Here is a 20,633-nt window from a genome sequence, read left to right on the forward strand (position 1 = left end):
GTTGTGTTGTTAAAAGCCAGAATGAATCCCGACTATTCACTTTAGGCGCGGGTTCTGTACATTTGAGACAGCATAAACATTGCCGCCGCACTGATAACCACAGAAGGGCCAGCTGGTGTGTCATAGAACCAAGACAAGCTTAATCCACCGAACACAGCGATAGAGCCAATAATCGATGCGAGAAATGCCATTTGCTCGGGTGTATTGGCGAACTTTCTTGCCGTTGCTGCTGGAATGATAAGCAATGATGTCATGATTAATGCACCAACAAACTTCATACCTACCGCAATTACGATCCCAACCAATAGCATCAAGATAAGACGCATTAAATCAATGTTGATGCCGTCAACCGCTGCGAGGTCTTCATTAACCGTCGTTGATAATAGTGGTCGCCAAAAGATAGCCAGTACCAGTCCTATCACAGCTGCACCTGCATAGATGAACACTAAATCAGTCGGGGATACCGCCAGCAAGTCACCAAATAGGTAACTCATTAGATCGACACGAACATTGTCCAAGAAGCTGACTGCTACAAGACCTAATGAGAGTGCACTGTGCGCCAAAATACCGAGTAGGGTATCGGTCGCGACTAGCTTTTGCTTTTGTAACGTAACCAGTAACACCGCCAGCATCAAACAGCAAATCAGCAGCGCTAAGTACAAATTAATATTGAATAAGAAGCCAAGCGCTAAGCCCATCAAAGAGGCGTGAGCAAGGGTATCTCCAAAGTAAGCCATCTTTCGCCAAACCACAAAAGAACCTAGTGGCCCCGCGATTAGAGCAATGCCCAAGCCAGCTAAAATAGAGGGAAGAAGAAACTCAAGCATTAGTGGTGTCCGTGTTTATGGTTTGAACATTCATGTACGTCGCCTTCGACAGGCTGCCCAGCGAGATCATGATGGTGATGGTCATGTTGGTGATGATAAAACGCTAGCGTCTCTTGGGTCGCGGTGCCGAAGAGTGCGATATACGATGGGTGGTGTCTGATGTCTGCTGGTGCACCTGAACAACAGATATGGTGGTGCAAACAGATCACATCGTCTGTTTTTGCCATCACTAAATGCAGATCGTGTGAAACCATAAATACGGCACAACCAAAGCGGTGACGAATGGTGTCAATCAAGTCATACAGGTCGATTTGCCCTTGAACATCAACGCCTTGAGCTGGTTCATCAAGAACCAGTAGGTCTGGTCTTCTTAGTAATGAACGAGCAATTAGCACACGTTGGTTTTCACCGCCAGACAATTGATGCATGTTGCTTTTTTGTAGGTGTTCAGCACCAACAAGTTTTAAAGCTTCAAGGATCTCTTGCTGGCTAAATTTGCCAGTGAGCTTAAGAAAGCGTTCAACGTTAAGAGGCAGTGAATCATTGAGCTTTAATTTCTGTGGTACATAGCCAATTTTCAGCTTATGAGCCTTTTTTATTGTACCTGAAAACTTGGTTTGTAGGCCCAGTACCACTTTTACTAATGTCGACTTTCCTGCACCGTTTGGCCCAATTAGGGTGGTGATTCTACCACGCTCTAAATTTAGAGATATGTTGTCTAGAACTTTTCGACCGTCAAACTCGACGCTCACAGAATCTAGTTGGATTAAGTTATCCATGAATAGAACTCATTTGCAATTCACTAATGTTATAATGTAACATTTACCTCAAGCCTAAGCTACTTTTCTATTATCGAGGAATTATGTCACGTCCATCTTTTATACTTGCTACGTTGCTTTTAACGCCAAGTGTTGCAAGTGCCAGTACTATTCTAACAAGCTTTAAGCCAATTCAAATGCTTGTGACAGAATTAACACAAGGCGTTAATCAACCGGATGTGCTAATGAACAGCAATGCTTCACCGCACGACTATGCGCTTAAGCCATCGGATGTGAAAAAAGTTCACAGTGCCGATATGGTAGTTTGGTTTGGTCCTGACCTCGAAGCCTTCTTGACTAAAGTGATTGGTTCAAAAGAGGACGTCATCCAGATCAGTGAGATACCAGGCATTAACTTGAGAGAGTTCGGACGTGAAGAGCATGATCACGATGCTCATGAAGGACATAATCACGGCAGCCATGACCCGCATTTTTGGTTGGGTATCGATCAAGTTGAAGTAGCAGCAAAATACATCTCAGCTAAGCTGATTGAAACTGACCCTGACAACGCAATGGCGTACCAAGAGAACCTAGACTCATTCTTGATTGCATTGAAAGGGAAGCAACAGTCTATTCGTGAGCAACTTGCACCAGTCAAAGACAAAGGTTATTACGTGTTCCATGATGCGTATGGCTATTTTGAGCAAGAGTTTGAGCTGAATAATTTAGGTCACTTCACAGTAAGCCCTGAACGTAAACCGGGTGCAAAAAGCCTGATCGCTATTAAGAAAACTCTGGTGCGTGAAAATGTTCAGTGTGTGTTCTCTGAGCCTCAATTTACCCCTGCTGTGATTGAATCGGTGACTCGAGGTAGCCAAACAAAACAAGGACAACTTGACCCGGTAGGTTCTGATGTTGAAGTTAAAAAAGGCAGTTATTTCGAATTTCTTCAGCAACTTACAGATAGTTATACAAGTTGTTTAGCAAAATAGTCTTTTATGATGAGTGTTTAATACTCTATTTACTTTCGATTATTGATTAATCATGCCGCATTTTGCGGCATTTTCGTGACCGCTAAGATAAAACCTTTCAACAAATAGCAAACCTCCTTTCTCCTTTGTTAATTTCAGCTAAAATAGAAAGATAATAATAAGCACAAAAAAACTCAGTTTTTGGTTAAGCAACGATAAGCGTTGTGGGCACACAAATTTTCATGTGTTTTTTCTGTTCAGGATTTAAAGTTGTATCGAATTATCTTCAAAATGTTCATATTAATGAGCATTTCATTTAGCGTTCTTGCGGTAAATACATCATCCTCTGTTTTCTACCCTTTGCCCGTTCAAGCGCAAGGGAACTTTCTTGCGGCTAAAAAGCTATACTTGGGTGCCGGAGGTGGGCTCTGGCTTCATGATGTACATGGAAAAATACTTTTTTATGATGGTCGAACCCTGTTCCCTAGAAAGGGTAGCCTTTTGCAATTCTCCTCAGAAAGGGTCGCGTTTCTTAATGATGAATTTTGGACTTTTTTCGATAATGAGGTGTATCGACATAGCCCAGGTATTGGCAATGAGCTCGTATTTAGTCTCAGCCCTGGTTCTGAGATCGCGAATATCGGATCATCTGGTGATTTTATATGGGTGACAGATGGCAGTAATTTTTATACTTACAACACTCAGTCTTTAGAATTTGATACCTATTCACTGCTCAAGTTATATCGATATAACAACAGTAGTGACATTGTAATTAATGACGCTGAAAAGGTGCTGTCAAAGTGGGTGTTAGCGACAAACGCAGGTGTTTACCTTTCAGAGGACCAAGAATTTACTCATGTCAAAGCATCAGAGAAGAACCATATTGAGACGGTTTATTTCTCGAAGGCAAGACGAGAGCTAGTGATTGGCACATTAAATGGTGCAGTGATTGTCGATCTCACTAATTCAAATAAAGAGACTTGGGTTCGTGGGTCGCACGTCCTCTCTTTTGCTGAAACGCCTGACCAATATTGGATAGGCACGGAACATGGACTTATTAGCTATAATTTTATTACGGGTCAAATTACACGATTTGCACAATCGGCCAATCAAGGTTTTTCATTACCAGGCGAGAAAATATATTCGCTGGTAAACGACCACGCTGGTGGAATGTGGATCGCGACGAATAATGGGATTCGGTACTTCTCATTATTCAGCAAGACGTTCTCTAGAATGCCATTAGATGGGATGGACATGCACTCTAGTAATGTCGTGATAAATAAGGTATTGCCAGTTAATGACCGTAGGTCTTGGATTGCTTCTTCAATGGGGCTGTATTTAGTCAACTCTGAGAGCGATGAACGTCCGATACGTGTTTATCCCAAACCAGTCCAAGATATTGAGCTGTTTTCTTCCTCTATTTGGCTTGCGACCAAAGAGGGAATAATTAGCTTTGATACTAATACCTTAAAGCCTATACCTCTAGATTTACCAAGAGCCATAGTGGGCGTACACGTCGAAAACTTTGCACTTCAGGCAAACCAAGTTCTTTGGATGAGTTCTGGGCAAAACCTTTATTCTTTATCTATTGAGGCAATGGAACTGACATCTTATGGAGCAGATTGGTTAGTTGATAAGTTTTTGCCGGCGAAAATAACGGCTCTCGATATAGGCTTAAAAGACAGTATTTATATCGGTACGGATCACGGTTTTTATTCATTTGTTGATAAAAGAATCAGTTTTAGCCGTTCGAGTGAACGGTTTGGCAAAGTGCTTGATATCGAGAAAGCCAAAGATGGGTCGCAGTGGTTTGCTAGTAGTTACGGCGTATACCGAATTCCTTATAATACCAACGTCATCGAAGAGGTGGCTCTCATTGAAGATAACATTAGCCCTAATTGCTTGATTAGTGACGATGATGGTATTTGGTTAGGGTCCTCAAAAGGTATTAGCTACTATGGACTCGATGGGCAATTGTATAAACACATCGGCTCTCCATTTGGTTTAATTAATAATGAGTTGTCAGTTGGCGCTTGCACGGTGTTTTATAGTGAAGAAAGTCAATCATCCAGAGTGGTCTTAGGCTCTAAGTATGGTGTAGTGAGTGCATTGTCTAATGAGCTATTGGTATCAACAACTCCTCATAGCCGAGCATTGCTTAGTAAGATAAGTGTCAATCAACAAACCGTATCACTTGGCGGAAAAACGGTTGATTTAGAGGAAATGCCTTACGGTTCATCCATTAGTTTTAAGCTTGGTATTTTACCTGCATCATTCGCAACCGCTATGGAATATCGACTTAACGATGATGAACCTTGGAGCGAATTTGAGGGGGGACTATTAACATTGGATCATTTACTTCCTGGTGATTACACACTTGAAGTTAAACCAGTGCAGGACTCTCACTATCGATTTGTGTCTACTACCCAAAGCTTTTCAATTGCAGAGCCTTGGTACTTGAGTAGCTGGGCTGTAGCGAGCTCTTTTATTATATTAATCGGCTTGGTTACTGTTCTCGTTTTTTGGCGCTCGCGCTATGTCACTTTTGCCAACAGACACCTAAAAGCGCAAGTCGCATTAAAAACGGACCAAATGAGGCACCAAAGTCGCATCTTGTTGACAACCAATCAACAACTTAAAAAACAGCTGTTGGTTAAAAATGTTTTAGTATCTCATACAGCGAAAGAGCTTTCCGATGAAGTCAGCCATGTTGCTGCGCTGCTTCCTCGTTGGAATGGTGACCTAGGTCGGTCACCAATCCTGGCATTGAAAAACGGGCTTGCTCAACTTAGTAATAGCCAAGAAGAATCGGGGACTGTTTGTTGCGATGTGATCTTAGTTTTGGAAGCTGTGCTTAAAGCGTGGAAAAGTGAGTTGGCAAAAACAGGTATTGAACTCGATATTAAAGTTGAAACTAAGTACAGGCATGTGTCGTTGCTGTATTTCAATCTGGATATCATTTTTAACAGCCTAGTGGCGAGCATCATTAAGAGAAATTTTAAATCGCAGAGCATGTTGGTCTTAGTAGAAGAGGTTGAAGAGCATTTAGTCGTTACCATTCGCGATCATGGCATGCCTTTCCCCAAATTAGCTTCATCGATAAATGAGAGCAATGGAAAGTCAGCAGATATTAATATCGATAAATTACCGTTATTGATGAATCAAAGCGGTGGTCAACTTAACGTTTTTGTCTCTGACTCTCAGAATAAAATTCAGCTTTCGTGGCCTATCGAGTTTCAAGTGTTAGACAGGCTAGAAGCAAGTACGATTGAGAGAATTGAAACCATCAAACTTGCAACCTCAACGCCTGAGCAACAGAAACTTAGCGCAGAACAAGAGTGGCAAAATAAAGTGTCTCATCTTGTTAGTGAACACTATGCCGATGCGGAGTTTGGCACTGCAACTGCTGCTAAATACCTGTTTATGTCTGAGAGAAGCTTACAACGGCGCTTCAAATCTGCCTATGATAAAACATTTAAAGAACACCTTAACGAGGTTCGTCTGGAGCATGCGTGTGAAAGGTTATTGGCCGGAGAAAAGGTATCAGACGTCGCTTTTGATTCAGGCTTCAATGACCCTTCCTATTTCAGCCAGCGGTTTAAGCACCATTTTGGTATGTCTCCGTCTAAGTTTGCGGAAAATAACGAAGATTGATCAGGTGCGGCGCAAAAATGGATAAATATACAGGAGCCTCGACATTAGTGTTGGGGCTTTTTTATGAGATACGGGGCTAGAAGTATTAAATGTTTTTGTGGATAGAGAGATTGGAAACGAAAAAAAATATCGTGGTATAGCCGGGGGACTATACCACGGGTGCCAAGGGCACCTTCGCTTGCTGCCGGAGTGATATGGAAAACCACATCACCTCTGGAATAAAATTAAAGAGAAGGAGTTTCTCTTCGATGGAGTAACTATACGGTTTGCTACTTATTTTACTTATAAAATTAACGCCAGATATCTGTGATAAATGCGACAACGTTGTAAATTGTTGATATATATGTGTTTGTTTGGTGTTTTTGTGATTGATAGCCATAGGGAAGACCTCGATAACTGTTGAAAATAACGTTTTTGACGTAAACGGTTTTAACGAAATTTACGAGTATGTATTTCCGAAAACTTTGATTTTACACAATAGAATTGTGGTCATGCATGTGTATTATGACGCTAATAACAATATTTCTCATTATCAGTCACGGATTGGGTACTTATGAAACTCTCACAACTAGAGCAAGGCACAGCGGCTTCTATTGTTGCGCTAACCGGTTTAACACCAGAAGTTAGAAAAAAACTCATGGTCATGGGTATGTTGCCGAAAACCGAGGTGACTCTGATTCGCCGTGCACCTATGGGGGATCCGCTTCAAGTTGAAGTGAGAGGGGTTTCAATCGCCATTCGTGAAAGCATCGCAGAACAAATCGAGGTTATCTAAATGGATTATCAAGTTCTCACCGTTGGTAACCCGAATAGTGGTAAAACAACATTATTTAATGCATTGACTGGTGCCAAGCAGCACGTTGGTAACTGGGTCGGTGTAACTGTAGAGAAGAAGACGGGCGTATATTCGCACGCTGGTGATCAGTTTCAACTAACGGATTTACCGGGTATCTACGCACTAGACAGTGGTAATGATGCGAACAGCATCGATGAGTCTATCGCGTCTCGCGCTGTTTTAACTCACCCAGCAGATGTGATCATTAATGTTGTCGACGCTAGCTGTCTAGAACGAAGCTTATATATGACATTACAGCTACGTGAGTTGGGTCGCCCAATGATCGTTGTGTTGAACAAAATGGATGTATTAAAGCGCGAACGTCAGGTGATTAACCTTAAAGCATTAGAGAAAGAGTTAGGTTGCCCAGTTCTAAGCTTGTCTGCAAACGACAAAGGCCAAGTGGTTCGCTTTAAAGAGCGTCTGCATAAACTGCTTGTTCAAGGTGTGAGCCTTGATCCTATCTCTATTGATTACGATGCAGCGTTAGAAGCTCTTATCCCTTCTGTTGAGTCACAATTTGATGATGCTGACGTATCTCACCGAGCGCTAGCGATTCGTGCTTTAGAAAATGATTACTTGGTATTGAATGGACTGGCTCCGCTGACTCGTACTCAAATTGATGGCGTACGTCTTGGTGCTGACTTTGATATCGACCTTGCTGTCGCTGATGCGAAATACACATTCTTACATGACCTTTGTAAGCGTGTGCGTCGCAGCGAAGGTAAGCTAAGCCGCAACTTCACAGAAAAAGCAGATCAATTCATTTTGAACAAATGGGTCGGTATTCCTTTCTTCTTCGTTATCATGTACCTGATGTTCATGTTCTCTATCAATATCGGTAGTGCGTTTATCGACTTCTTTGATATCGGTGTTGGGGCAATCTTGGTTGATGGCGGTCATCACCTATTAGATGGTCACTTGCCTGTTTGGCTAGTCACTATATTGGCCGATGGTATTGGCGGTGGTATCCAAACGGTTGCGACCTTTATTCCTGTTATCGCTGCGCTTTATCTATTCTTAGCGGTACTAGAAAGCTCAGGCTACATGGCTCGTGCTGCATTCGTACTTGATAAAGTGATGCAGAAGATTGGTTTACCGGGTAAAGCATTCGTCCCACTTGTACTGGGCTTTGGTTGCAACGTGCCTTCAATCATGGCAACTCGTACTCTTGACCAAGAGCGCGAACGTAAATTGGCAGCATCAATGGCGCCGTTTATGTCATGTGGTGCTCGTTTACCGGTATACGCACTGTTCGCAGCGGCGTTCTTCCCAGGCGCGGGTCAAAACGTAGTATTCGCTCTGTACATCATGGGTATCGTTGCTTCTGTATTTACGGGCCTTTTCCTGAAAAACACGATCTACCCAGGTAGCAGCGATAGCTTAGTGATGGAAATGCCAGATTACGAATTGCCGACAGTGCAAAACGTAATGTTGAAAACTTGGCAGAAGCTGAAGCGTTTCGTACTTGGTGCAGGTAAAACAATCGTGATGGTTGTGGCTATTCTTAGCTTCCTAAACTCTCTAGGTATGGACGGCAGCTTTGGTAACGAAGATAGCGAAAACTCAGTACTGTCTAGAGCAGCTCAAGTTGTAACACCTGTATTCCAACCAATTGGTATTACTGAAGAGAACTGGCCTGCAACGGTTGGTATCATCACAGGTATTTTCGCTAAAGAAGCCGTTGTTGGTACATTAAATAGCCTATACACAACGCCTTCTGATGAAGAAGCTGCTGAGTTTGACTTAGCAGCAAGCCTGCAAGAAGCGGTAATGACGATCCCTGAAAACCTAGCCGGTTTGAGCTACTCAGATCCATTAGGTATTGAAGTTGGCGACTTGTCTGACTCTAGCTCTGTAGCAGCTGACCAAGAAGTCGATACCTCTATCTTTGGTAACTTGAAAGACAAGTTTGTATCTGGTCATGCGGCATTCGCTTACTTGATTCTTATCTTGCTTTACACGCCTTGTGTGGCAGCGATGGGTGCTTATGTTCGTGAATTTGGTCAAACTTTTGCACGCTTCATCGCGGTTTGGACGATGGCTCTTGGTTACTTTGGTGCGACTTTCTACTACCAAGCGGCAAACTTTGCTGCGCATCCTGTGGCAAGTGCAGTATGGATGGTGGCGATTGCTGGTGGTTTTGTGGTGACGTATCGCGTCTTCAAAAAAGTGGGCAGTAAGCAGAAAGCACTAGAGGTGCAAGTAGTATGATTTTAACTGAACTTCATCAATACATTGATAGCCACGGCGTTGCGGCTCGTAAAGAGCTCGCTGCAAAGTTTGGCATGAGTGAAGATGGCGTCGATGCGATGCTGAATGTGTGGATCAAGAAAGGCAAGATATCTCGCTTGGTCGATACCAACAAACATGGTCATACAACGCGCATTCGCTACACAATCAGCAAACAAGATGGCCTGTCGCTTAATGTGATGATGTAGTTCTGGTTTTATACTCTCGTTGAAACGGCGAGATTAGACAATAAAAAGGCCGCTCACTTATTTTTAGATGAGCGGCTTTTTGTTATGTGCTTTTTCTGAAATGTTTTGCTTTTAAGCTCAACGAAACCAATTCGAATTATGCTTTCTTGAAAATAGAGCTCAGTGACAGAACGTTTTGAATACGAGTCAGGATAGCGGCTTGCTCTTCTTCACAGCGCTGTTCGCCTTTGGTGTTGCCCCATACTGGGCCAGGCCACGCGATATCGTCTTTGAAGCGTGCAATATGGTGGATGTGCAGTTGTGGCACCACATTACCTAGTGCGCCAAGGTTGAGTTTATCTGGTTGGAATGTAGCTTCCAGTGCTTGGCTTACCGCTTGAGATTCATGTAGGAACTGCTGTTGTTCTTTCATTGGTAAGTGGTGCAACTCTTTTAGGTTGGCACGTTTTGGTACCAAGATAACCCAAGGCACAGCGTTATCTTTGTGTAGCAGAGCTAAGCTCAGTGGAAATTCGCCGATAAGCGTGGTGTCTTTTGCTAACTGTGGGTGAAGTTCAAAGCTCATTGTTGTCTTCCCATTCATATAGTTTGAATCAGTATACGACAGATAAAACAAAAGGTTGGCGCTTTCACGCCAACCTTTCTAATTTTCTCGAATCTCGAATCGCTTACATGCGCTCTAGCGTGTCGATACCTAGAAGCGATAAACCTTGCTTAATTGTCTTCGCTGTTAGTGCAGCAAGCTTCAGGCGGCTCTGCTTAACAGCTTCGTCTTCAGCAACTAGGATAGGGCACGCTTCGTAGAAGCTAGAGAATTGACCAGCTAGTTCGAACAAGTAGCTACACATGATGTGTGGTTGACCTTCACGAGCAACAGACTGAACGGCTTCTTCGAATTGTAGAAGTTTCGCGATAAGCGCTTTTTCTTTCTCTTCAGTGACTTTTATTGTTCCTTCAAGAGAGTCCATAGAAACGCCAGCTTTAGCGAATACAGAAGCAACACGAGTGTATGCGTACTGCATGTACGGTGCCGTGTTGCCTTCGAACGCAAGCATGTTGTCCCAATCGAACACGTAGTCAGTCGTACGGTGCTTAGAAAGGTCTGCGTACTTAACCGCTGCCATCGCAACAGTGTTCGCGATTGCTTTCTTCTCGTCTTCTGCTAGTTCTGGGTTCTTAGATTCGATCAGTTGCGCAGCACGACCTTCTGCTTCATCAAGAAGATCAGCAAGACGAACCGTACCACCAGCACGAGTTTTGAATGGCTTACCGTCTTTACCTAACATCATGCCGAACGCGTGGTGTTCAAGAGAAACCGATTCAGGGATGTAACCTGCTTTACGAACGATAGTCCAAGCTTGCATTAAGTGCTGATGTTGACGTGAGTCGATGAAGTAAAGCACACGGTCTGCGCCTAGCTCCTCAAAACGATATTTTGCACAAGCAATGTCGGTTGTTGTGTAAAGGAAACCGCCGTCGCGCTTCTGGATGATAACGCCCATTGGGTCGCCGTCTTTGTTTTTGTATTCGTCTAGGAATACAACTTGTGCGCCGTCATCTTCTTGAGCAATCCCTTTCTCTTTCAAATCCGCAACAATAGTTGGAAGCATGTTGTTGTACATGCTTTCGCCCATTACGTTATCACGTGTTAGAGACACGTTTAGACGATCGTAGTTGCGTTGGTTTTGAATCATAGTCACGTCAACTAGCTTCTTCCACATCTCTGCGCAGAACTCGTCGCCGCTTTGCAGTTTCACTACGTAGCCACGTGCTTTAACTGCAAACTCTTCGTCTTCGTCATAAAGTTTTTTAGATTCACGGTAGAAGCCTTCAAGGTCAGCAAGTTCCATTGAAACTTCACCAGATTCAGCCTGAACGCGCTCAAGGTTTGCGATCAGCATACCGAATTGAGTTCCCCAGTCACCGATGTGGTTAGCACGGATAACGTTGTGACCTAAGAATTCTAGAGTACGAACAACCGCATCACCGATGATGGTTGAACGTAGGTGACCAACGTGCATTTCTTTTGCTACGTTTGGCGCAGAGTAATCTGCAACAATGGTTTGTGTTTCTGCTACTGCAACACCAAGACGAGAGTCAGCTAATGCGGCGTCTGCTTGTTTTGCTAGGAAAGCTTCATCTAGGAAGATGTTTAGGAAACCTGGGCCGGCGATTTCTACTTTAGAAGCGATACCGTCTAGGTTTAGAACGTCCAATACTTTTTGAGCAAATTCTCGTGGGTTAGTGCCTAGTCGTTTAGCTACGCCCATAACGCCGTTTGCTTGGTAGTCACCAAATTGTGGTTTTGCAGATTGACGAACAGCAGCAGGAGAGCCTGCGGGTGCGCCAGCGGCTTCTAGAGCCTGAGATACTTTGTCATTAATAAGTGCTTGGATATTCACACGCGTTTCCTTCAATTCAAGGATGATAAGAGTGGCTGTTAATTCTTGGTCATTAAATTGGTTAATTATGCTTCTAGTTAACGATTTAATGCCCAAACTGGCAGCAGACTCTGTTTAAGTTCATAGAAATGGCGGTAATCATACCAATTTTGTGAGGTTTCTTATAGGTGGAATTGATAGAAAATTAACATTTCATGAGGGGGTTTTGACAAACAACTTTTGCCAAGTCGAATTTGAATGTTTAAGGAATCGAATGAGCATATTTATTGAGTATTTTTTGCAAAAGCAACGCTTGTTGAAGAAAGCAAAAATGATAACATGCAGCCACTAATTGAAAAATACTGGCAATGATGATGAGCCTCAAACAAGCCGAACTAGAACCACAACAAATGATTGCCCGCCTTGATACGTTTATGGCGAAAATTGAGAACCTAGGAAGTAAACTGGGTTTGGACTTAAGTTTTGCTCAAGCGGATCATATCGCGCTAAGAATCAATGAAACTGAGCTGGCGAAATCTGCGCATCAAGCATGGTCTGAATACGGTTCTACGATTTCAGAGGCGATGATTAATGGTCGTCCAATTGTGGTGTTGGCTTTCGATGAACCGTTACAAAGTCTTGGCTGGAGCATTGAATGCTTAGAGCTGCCATATCCAGCTGAAGGTAAGATTTACCCAAGCCAAGATTGGGAACATGTAGAGTTTGTGATTCCTTCTCACGCCCAAACAGCTGATGAGTATCTAGCGGATCTTAAAGAAACTTACCCGCAGTTCGCTGCTAACTTTGAAACGCTGGCTGAGCAAGGCGTTAAGATCAAACTCTCTAGCCCGAAAGGCGAGGGTGAACGTCTGAATAACCCAACGGTTGCATTCAAGCATCAAGGAATCTGCATCAAGCTGCACCCACACTCTTTGAAGAAAATTGTGGAATCAGAACAGGCTTAAGAGTTGCTGACAATAGATTCCTGATCTCGTCTAGGCTCGTCGGAATACCTTAAAGTTACCCTGAACATCAGATACAAAAAACGCGTAATGGAGAAATCCTATTACGCGTTTTTTATTGGGTGCTAACGGTAAGTTGTACTTAAATAAGTGACTTACAGAATCACAGTCTTGTTGCCGTAAACAAACACGTGATCGTTGATCACCTTATTTAGAGCCTTACTCAATACATTCTTCTCTACGTCGCGACCAGCCTGCGCCATGTCTTTTGCGCTGAAGTTGTGATCCACTGGGATAACGTCTTGCTTAATGATTGGACCTTCATCCAAATCATTAGTCACGAAGTGAGCGGTTGCACCAATGATTTTTACACCGCGCTCATACGCTTGCTGGTAGGGTTTTGCACCAATGAATGCAGGTAAAAAGCTGTGGTGAATGTTGATGATCTTATGGTTGTACTTTTCAACAAATCCAGGGGTTAAAACACGCATGTACTTTGCCAATACAAGGTAGTCAGCTTGATATTGGTCAATCACTTCCAGCATCTTTTTCTCATGTTCTTCACGGTTTAGTCCTTCGTGAGCAACATGGTGGTAAGGAATATCAAAACGTTCGGTTAGGCTTTGTAGAATGTCATAGTTGCCAACAACGGCTGCGATTTCTACGTCTAAACTGCCATCGAAATTCTTCATTAGAATGTCGCCAAGGCAGTGTGCTTCTTTGGTCACAAGTATCACAACACGCTTGCGAGAAGAGCTCATTAGCTTACGTTTCGCATTCTCTGGCAGCGCTTGATCTAAATCGGCTAGCAAGGTTTCGTCATTGAAATACCCTTCTAGCTCAGTACGCATGAAAAAGTGACCACTTGTGTTATCTACGAACTCATTGTTGTGGACAATATTGAGTTGGTGCTTGTAACAAATATTGGTGATTTTTGAGATGAGGCCAGGGGCATCTGTACAATGTGTTAGTAAAGTTTTTCTTTCCATTTGCATCTTACTTCCGTGAAATGTTTTTATTTTTCAAATTAAATGCAGGCCGTCGAACGGTGAACTGAGCCGCAATATCACCGTTATAATTAATCTATTATCAAGTTGGTTTCAACAAATTCTGCCGCGTTATCTCGTTATTTGAATCGTAAGTAGCTAAACAACCCTTTTATTTGTTTTGGGCTAGGTTGGTAAGGAGAGCTTAGCTTGCCATGTTCTATTCGATAGACTCATCCTGTGATCAGTCATTTCTGATTCGCGCCGGCTCATTAAACCTGCCATAATTCGCCTTCTCTTTTTCTAAACTTCGTACTCTATGATATCTAAAACGTTTTCTGCTGATGGTGCTCTGGGTAAAGCGATCCCAGGGTTTCAACCACGACAAGCTCAGCTAGACATGGCTGAAGCGGTTTCACAAGCTATTGAGAAACAGAGCCAATTAGTTGTTGAAGCGGGAACGGGTACCGGTAAGACCTTTGCTTACTTAGTGCCAGCGCTCCTGAGTGGTAAGAAAACCATCATTAGTACGGGGTCTAAAAACCTTCAAGAACAGCTGTTTCACCGAGATTTACCTTTGATGGTCGATGCGCTTGGCTTTTATGGTCAGGTTGCGTTACTCAAAGGGCGTTCAAACTATTTGTGTTTGGATAGGCTCAGCCGTCAAATGATCGAGAGTCATGGCGCTCATACCGACCCAACACTGCTGGCTCAGTTAGTCAAAGTGCGTAGTTGGTCGTCATCCACTCAAACGGGTGATTTGGGCGATTGTGATGATATCGCTGAAGACAGCCCGGTTATTCCAACCATTACCTCGACCAATGATAATTGCTTAGGTAAAGAGTGCCCAAGTTATACCGATTGCTTTGTGCTTAAAGCGCGTAAGAAAGCAATGGATTCCGATGTGGTCGTCGTAAACCATCACCTGTTCCTAGCCGATTTAGCGATTAAAGAAACCGGATTTGGTGAGCTGATTCCAGAGGCGGATGTGTTTATCTTTGATGAAGCGCATCAACTTCCTGATATTGCCAGCCAATACTTTGGTCAGTCTGTGTCGAGCCGACAAATCAATGAGCTCGCTAAAGACATCGAGATCGCCTACCGAACCGAAGCCAAAGACATGCGTCAGCTACAAAAAGTGGGTGACAGGCTCGTTCAGTCTGCCGCCGATCTACGTATTGTATTGGGCGATACTGGCTTTCGTGGTAACTGGCGTGAGGCTTTAAAATCTGAGTCGATTGCGCGAGAACTAGTTCGTCTGCAAGATGCGCTGCAACTGGCTGTCGATGTATTGAAGCTCGCATTGGGGCGGAGCCAACTGTTAGACACGGCTTTTGAACGTGCAAACATGATTAAGTCACGCATCGAACGTGTGTGCGATGTGTCGATTACGGGTTACTCTTATTGGTATGACACCACACCAAGGCAATTCGCTTTGCACATCACACCACTGTCGGTTGCGGATAAATTCCACGAACAAATCGAGCTTAAACCGGGCGCTTGGGTCTTTACCTCTGCAACCTTGGCGGTGTCGGATGATTTCGACCACTTCACCTCTCGACTTGGCTTAAAGCCGTCGGCTCAGTTTTCACTGCCGAGCCCATTTGATTATCCGAATCAGGCACGTTTATGTGTGCCTCGCTATCTTCCTGAACCGAATAGCCCGGGCTTGGCGGATAAGTTGGTTCGAATGCTGACTCCGGTGATCGAGCAAAACCAAGGTCGCTGTTTCTTCTTGTGTACTTCACACAGCATGATGAAAGAGCTAGGCGAGCGATTCCGAGAAACCCTCTCGGTTCCTGTTCTATTGCAAGGTGAGACAAGCAAGCAAAAAACCTTAGCCGAATTCATGGAATTAGGTAACGCATTGCTCGTAGCGACAGGCGCTTTCTGGGAAGGGATAGATGTTAGGGGCGACGCATTAAGCTGTGTTATCATCGATAAATTGCCCTTTACGGCCCCTGATGACCCTTTACTCAAGGCTCGAATCGAGGACTGTAAGCTAAAAGGGGGTGATCCTTTTGCTCAAGTACAGTTGCCAGACGCGGTGATTACCTTGAAACAAGGTGTCGGCCGATTGATACGTGACAAACGCGATAATGGCGCTTTGATTATTTGCGATAACCGATTGGTGACTCGTGATTACGGAGGCATATTTTTGGCGAGTTTACCGCCTATCCCTCGTACCCGTGACTTAGGGATCATTAAAAAGTTCTTAGCTAAAGACCATTCAACCGCTGCTGAGTAACTGGCATTGTTGAGCTTAGCCACTATTTTTAGATTAGATAACGAATATTTGAGACACGAATGAGCGCGAAAATTCTTGCAGTAGATACCGCAACTGAAAACTGTTCAGTTGCACTAGTAATGGGTGACCAGGTGTTCGCACGTAGCGAAGAGGCTCCTCGAGACCATACGAAAAAAATTCTACCTATGGTTGATGAAGTACTGAAAGAAGCGAATGTCGCTTTAACCGATATCGACGCAATCGCGTTTGGCCAAGGCCCGGGCAGTTTCACGGGTGTACGTATTGGTATTGGTATTGCTCAAGGCTTAGCTTTTGGTGCGGATTTACCAATGATCGGTGTCTCTACACTGGCAGCGATGGCGCAAGGCAGCTACCGTAAATTTGGTGAAACTCACGTAGCAACAGCGATTGATGCGCGTATGAGTGAAGTGTACTGGGCTCGTTATAGCCGTGAACAAGACGGTCGTTGGACTGCAGTTGATGCTGAATGTGTCACACCTCCAAGCGAATTGGCAGCGCAGCTTGAGGTGGATTCTGAGACATGGGCAAAAGTAGGCACCGGTTGGGAAGCGTACGCAGAGCACATGGATACACTGGCGATCAACATTAAAGAGTGTGAGGTTCTGTTCCCAGAAGCGCAAGATATGGCGTTCCTTGCTCAATTTGCTTATGCAGAAGGTAAAGCGGTTGCAGCAGAAGAGTCTGAGCCTGTTTATCTTCGTGATAAAGTGACGTGGAAAAAGCTGCCAGGTCGTGAGTAAATAGGTACTGTTTGGCTCTGCAACTTATCTTGTAGAGCCATGATAAACTCATAAGTAAAATCACTAAAGTCAGGTATAAAACTCTTCAAGCATGGTTTCACTAAACGGCTTACCTCCTTCTTCGATAGGCAATACATCCAAAACCAATCGAACCAATAAAAAGAACGAGGTAAAAAAAGGCGATGCAAAAACCTCCGTTGGTCAGCCAACTAAGGTTGCGAATGCTGTCTCGCATTCCATTCGCCAAGTCAAAGAATCTGAGATTCACAAAGCTCAGGTTCAATATGATCTTCCAGAAGGGCGTGGACGTCGTGCGATGGAGGAGTATATGGATGTGATGAATCAAGCTAAAAAAGAGGAACTTGCGAAGCTTATTGGGGTCGACATTTATATATAGCTTTGTGCTTTCATTTCTCCTGTTCTAAGGACCAGCATTATGTTTTCTCTCATGTCTAACCCTCGCTTATTTTTCCTTGTTGCTTTCTCTTTGATGGTGATGGGGTGCTCATCCCTACCTGAAGAACTGAATGCAAACTCCGAACAAGTGGTGACCGATTACCAAGAGTGGATTAACACAGTACCAGACGCCGGTGATGTTCGTTTAGGTGGTGTGATTGCTAAAGTAACTAACCTACAAGACAAGACTCGAGTTGAAGTGGTTAATATGCCGATCTCTAGTAGCGGTAAGCCTGATATTGATGCTGAGCCGAAAGGACGTTTTGTTGCTTACATCGATGGTTATGTTGAGCCATTGAGTTTTGCGGAAGGCCGTTTAGTGACCTTAGTGGGAACATCAAATGGCACGGAAGATGGTATTATTGGTGATTACCCTTACACCTTTCCAGTGATGAATGTATATAACCAACGACTGTGGAAAATCACAGAGCGAGTCGTGATCAACGACTTTGCGCCAACGTATTATTCTTGTCGCAGTATACATTGCCGTAGCTTTCAGACCATGCCTCAGCACGGGCGTGTGATTCAAGATGTGGAATAGTCGAGTCTTCATTCGACAAACTCAACCATAGGGACAACATACAATCAATGATTGAAAAGTCATATTCCCTTGCGAGCGGGACGCTTGCTACACAACAGATTGGCAACCCCCAAACGACCGCAATGACGGTCGTTTTTATTCATGGTTGGCTGGATAATTCTGCAAGCTTTAACTCAGTGATAGATACGTTAGAAAAGCGAGCACAACACTTACACCTAGTTGCGATTGATCTCTTTGGTCATGGCTTTTCGTCGCATAAGACGGGCAGTTATTATCCGTTTCACGACTATATCGATGATTTGCACCAGTTGGCGATGAAATTATCGCCAAACAGACTGGTGTTAGTAGGACATTCACTTGGTGCATTGATCGCAAGTTGCTATAGTGCCGCCTTTCCTGAAAAGGTGTCAGGATTAATTCAAATTGAAGGTCACGGACCTCTTTCAGAAGCTCCCCAAGAAACGGTCGCTCGCTTGAGAGATGGGGTACTCAGTCGTCTTCGACAGCGAAGAAAGCCTTCACGTCCTCTAGCAAGCCTTGAGGACGCTATTAAACTGAGAGCTCACGCCAATCAAATCAATGCTGAATTAATCGCTCCTATTGTTGAGCGAGGAATTGTTAATCAAGGTACTGCTGAACTAGAAAACGCCTGGCAATGGCGATGCGACCCAACGCTTAAATGTGACTCGTTGTATCGTATGTCACAGGCGCATACCGAAGCGATTATGGCGGCTATTGAATGCCCTCAATTAATAATTTTAGGGAATGATGGATTTCGACATTTGCGGCACAATCGCTACAAATCAGCCCATAATTCTCTGAATGTAGAGACGATTCCTGGCGGACATCATTGTCATTTAGAGAGCCCAGAGCTAGTTTCAGAACTAATTCTTGGTGTAGTTAACAAAATTTAAACAAGTGTTTGAGCCTTTTAGTGCTCATGCTCTAAAGCTGTGCTGTAATACTGCTATGATAAATAGCGGCGAGCAGTCGTCAGCTGATAAACGAGGAGTAATATCGTGGATAAACCTTGGCTTTCACGTTATCCAAGTGGCGTACCAGAGACGATCAACCCAGATCAGTACCAATCTCTTGTAGAAATGTTTGAACAGTCGGTACAAAAGTTCGCGGACCAACCTGCATTCGAAAACATGGGATCGATAATGACATTCCGTAAGCTTGAAGAGCGCAGCCGTGCTTTTGCCGCTTATTTACAGAATGATCTAAAACTGAAGAAAGGCGATCGTGTTGCATTGATGATGCCTAATCTGTTGCAATACCCAATTGCACTTTTTGGTGTACTGCGTGCTGGTATGATTGCTGTGAACGTCAATCCACTGTACACACCCCGTGAGCTTGAACATCAACTGAACGATTCTGGTGCAAAGGCGATTGTTATCGTTTCAAATTTTGCGAGCACGCTAGAGAAAGTCGTTGATAACACGCCAGTTAAACACGTTGTACTCACCAGTTTAGGGCAAATGTTGCCACGCGCGAAAGGTACGATTGTCGACTTCGTAGTGAAATACGTAAAAGGCATGGTGCCTAAGTACGATCTACCGGGGGCTATCTCCTTTAGAAAAGCACTACATAAAGGTCGCCGTCTTCAGTATGTGAAGCCTTTCATGGCTGGCGATGACATTGCATTCCTTCAGTACACAGGTGGTACAACTGGCGTAGCAAAGGGCGCCATTTTAACGCACCGCAATATGATCGCGAACGTACTTCAAGCAAAAGGCGCATACGGCCCTGTATTGCAAGAAGGTCGTGAGTTGGTCGTAACGGCACTTCCGCTTTACCATGTGTTTGCTCTTACCGTGAACTGCTTGCTGTTTGTTGAGATGGGTGGTCGCAATCTTTTGGTCACTAACCCTCGTGATATTCCTGGATTCATCAAAGAGCTGCAAAAGGTTCCATTTACCGCAATCACAGGTGTCAATACACTGTTCAATGCACTAGTAAATAATGAAGATTTCCACGAGTTAGATTTCAGTAATCTACGTCTATCTGTTGGTGGTGGCATGGCGGTTCAGCGCTCTGTTGCTGAGAAATGGAAGAAAGTGACAGGTATTCACTTGCTGGAAGGTTATGGTTTAACCGAATGTGCTCCGCTAGTTACTGGTAATCCATATGACCTAAAAGATTACACCGGTGCAATTGGCCTACCCGTACCGTCGACAGAAGTACGTATTGTTGATGATGAAAGTAAAGTTGTAGCCAATGACCAAGTAGGTGAGTTGCAGGTTCGTGGCCCTCAAGTGATGCAAGGCTACTGGCAGCGCCCAGAAGCGACCAAAGAAGTCATCGACCAAGATGGTTGGTTGTCGACGGGTGACATCGTTAAGTTCGATGACGAAGGTTTGCTGCACATTGTTGACCGTAAGAAAGACATGATTCTGGTGTCTGGCTTTAACGTTTACCCGAATGAGATTGAAGACGTCGTGGCTCTGCATGGCAAAGTGCTGGAAGTGGCAGCTATCGGTCAACCTCACGAAGTGTCCGGTGAGTTGGTTAAGATCTACGTTGTTAAGCGTGACCCTAGCCTGACCAAAGAAGATATTATCGCGCACTGTCGTGAACACCTAACGGGTTACAAGATCCCTAAATTGGTCGAGTTCAGAGAAGACCTGCCAAAGACTAACGTAGGTAAGATCTTACGCCGCGTACTGCGTGAAGAGAACGATGCAGAACTTGCGAAACGCGCTAGCGAATATTAGTCCGTTTACGAGAAAGTACTGCACCATAACCACTGAGGCGCTTAATCTAAGCGAGCGCTGAAAAATGGTGTTAGAATGCCGACAGTTAATGTCGG

At 44.1% G+C, this 20,633-nt stretch carries 17 protein-coding genes; 12 read left to right on the forward strand and 5 right to left on the reverse strand.

Features of this window, described 5'->3' with window-relative positions; all coding sequences use genetic code 11:
* Positions 1 to 41: 41 nt before the first annotated feature.
* Positions 42 to 827 carry a zinc ABC transporter permease subunit ZnuB gene (gene znuB, locus ACED48_RS12955; protein WP_017056411.1) on the reverse strand — a complete coding sequence of 262 codons (786 nt, stop codon included), beginning with the start codon at positions 825 to 827 and terminating at the stop codon, positions 42 to 44.
* Positions 827 to 1,606 (reverse strand): zinc ABC transporter ATP-binding protein ZnuC, encoded by a 780-nt coding sequence (znuC, locus tag ACED48_RS12960; RefSeq protein WP_017056412.1) that lies wholly within the window; start codon positions 1,604 to 1,606, stop codon positions 827 to 829. The genes znuB and znuC overlap by 1 nt, the downstream gene beginning before the upstream one ends.
* Positions 1,607 to 1,689: 83 nt before the next feature.
* On the opposite strand from znuC, the gene znuA reads away from it, so the two are divergent.
* The 5 genes from znuA (at position 1,690) to ACED48_RS12985 (ending at position 9,486) form a co-directional block, all read left to right on the forward strand.
* Positions 1,690 to 2,577, forward strand: a complete 888-nt coding sequence (gene znuA, locus ACED48_RS12965; protein ID WP_017056413.1) for a zinc ABC transporter substrate-binding protein ZnuA — start codon at positions 1,690 to 1,692, stop codon at positions 2,575 to 2,577.
* A gap of 282 nt (positions 2,578 to 2,859) precedes the next feature.
* Complete coding sequence (locus tag ACED48_RS12970; protein ID WP_017056414.1) at positions 2,860 to 6,210, forward strand: AraC family transcriptional regulator; 3,351 nt, start codon at positions 2,860 to 2,862, stop codon at positions 6,208 to 6,210.
* A gap of 553 nt (positions 6,211 to 6,763) precedes the next feature.
* A complete protein-coding gene (locus ACED48_RS12975; protein WP_017056415.1) occupies positions 6,764 to 6,985 on the forward strand; it encodes a FeoA family protein in 222 nt (73 codons plus the stop codon).
* A complete protein-coding gene (gene feoB / locus ACED48_RS12980; RefSeq protein ID WP_017056416.1) occupies positions 6,986 to 9,259 on the forward strand; it encodes a Fe(2+) transporter permease subunit FeoB in 2,274 nt (757 codons plus the stop codon). It abuts the gene before it with no gap.
* Entirely contained in the window at positions 9,256 to 9,486 is a 231-nt protein-coding gene (locus ACED48_RS12985; protein ID WP_017056417.1) for a FeoC-like transcriptional regulator, read from the forward strand. Before feoB ends, ACED48_RS12985 begins: the two co-directional genes overlap by 4 nt.
* Before the next feature lie 136 nt (positions 9,487 to 9,622).
* Here ACED48_RS12985 and ACED48_RS12990 read toward each other — a convergent pair whose 3' ends face one another.
* Together ACED48_RS12990 and argS are read right to left on the reverse strand one after the other, a co-directional pair.
* Positions 9,623 to 10,051, reverse strand: coding sequence for an HIT domain-containing protein (locus ACED48_RS12990; RefSeq protein ID WP_017056418.1), 429 nt, complete (start codon positions 10,049 to 10,051; stop codon positions 9,623 to 9,625).
* Between the two features lie 103 nt (positions 10,052 to 10,154).
* The gene (gene argS / locus ACED48_RS12995; RefSeq protein WP_017056419.1) at positions 10,155 to 11,888 is read right to left on the reverse strand and encodes an arginine--tRNA ligase; all 1,734 of its coding nucleotides are present in this window, start codon (positions 11,886 to 11,888) and stop codon (positions 10,155 to 10,157) included.
* Between the two features lie 347 nt (positions 11,889 to 12,235).
* Here argS and ACED48_RS13000 point away from each other — a divergent pair, with 347 nt between their 5' ends.
* Positions 12,236 to 12,832, forward strand: a complete 597-nt coding sequence (locus ACED48_RS13000; protein ID WP_017056420.1) for a VOC family protein — start codon at positions 12,236 to 12,238, stop codon at positions 12,830 to 12,832.
* A gap of 152 nt (positions 12,833 to 12,984) precedes the next feature.
* Here the strand turns inward: ACED48_RS13000 and purU are convergent, their stop codons facing one another.
* Positions 12,985 to 13,818: a formyltetrahydrofolate deformylase gene (gene purU, locus ACED48_RS13005; RefSeq protein ID WP_029626983.1), complete on the reverse strand. Its 834-nt coding sequence runs from the start codon at positions 13,816 to 13,818 to the stop codon at positions 12,985 to 12,987.
* A 316-nt stretch (positions 13,819 to 14,134) separates the two neighbouring features.
* Here purU and ACED48_RS13010 point away from each other — a divergent pair, with 316 nt between their 5' ends.
* The 6 genes from ACED48_RS13010 (at position 14,135) to fadD (ending at position 20,538) form a co-directional block, all read left to right on the forward strand.
* Positions 14,135 to 16,063 (forward strand): ATP-dependent DNA helicase, encoded by a 1,929-nt coding sequence (locus tag ACED48_RS13010; RefSeq protein ID WP_017056422.1) that lies wholly within the window; start codon positions 14,135 to 14,137, stop codon positions 16,061 to 16,063.
* Positions 16,064 to 16,122: 59 nt separating this feature from the next.
* On the forward strand, positions 16,123 to 16,824 hold the full coding sequence (gene tsaB / locus ACED48_RS13015; protein ID WP_017056423.1) for a tRNA (adenosine(37)-N6)-threonylcarbamoyltransferase complex dimerization subunit type 1 TsaB: 702 nt from the start codon (positions 16,123 to 16,125) through the stop codon (positions 16,822 to 16,824).
* A gap of 91 nt (positions 16,825 to 16,915) precedes the next feature.
* The gene (locus ACED48_RS13020) at positions 16,916 to 17,221 is read left to right on the forward strand and encodes a hypothetical protein (RefSeq protein WP_004734193.1); all 306 of its coding nucleotides are present in this window, start codon (positions 16,916 to 16,918) and stop codon (positions 17,219 to 17,221) included.
* A gap of 39 nt (positions 17,222 to 17,260) precedes the next feature.
* Positions 17,261 to 17,821, forward strand: coding sequence for a Slp family lipoprotein (locus ACED48_RS13025; protein WP_017056424.1), 561 nt, complete (start codon positions 17,261 to 17,263; stop codon positions 17,819 to 17,821).
* Between the two features lie 47 nt (positions 17,822 to 17,868).
* Entirely contained in the window at positions 17,869 to 18,735 is an 867-nt protein-coding gene (locus ACED48_RS13030; protein ID WP_017056425.1) for an alpha/beta fold hydrolase, read from the forward strand.
* A 105-nt stretch (positions 18,736 to 18,840) separates the two neighbouring features.
* Positions 18,841 to 20,538, forward strand: coding sequence for a long-chain-fatty-acid--CoA ligase FadD (fadD, locus tag ACED48_RS13035; protein WP_017056426.1), 1,698 nt, complete (start codon positions 18,841 to 18,843; stop codon positions 20,536 to 20,538).
* Positions 20,539 to 20,633 lie beyond the last annotated feature (95 nt).

The sequence above is a fragment of the Vibrio sp. 5S239 genome, from assembly GCF_041439575.1.
GTDB lineage: Bacteria > Pseudomonadota > Gammaproteobacteria > Enterobacterales > Vibrionaceae > Vibrio > Vibrio kanaloae.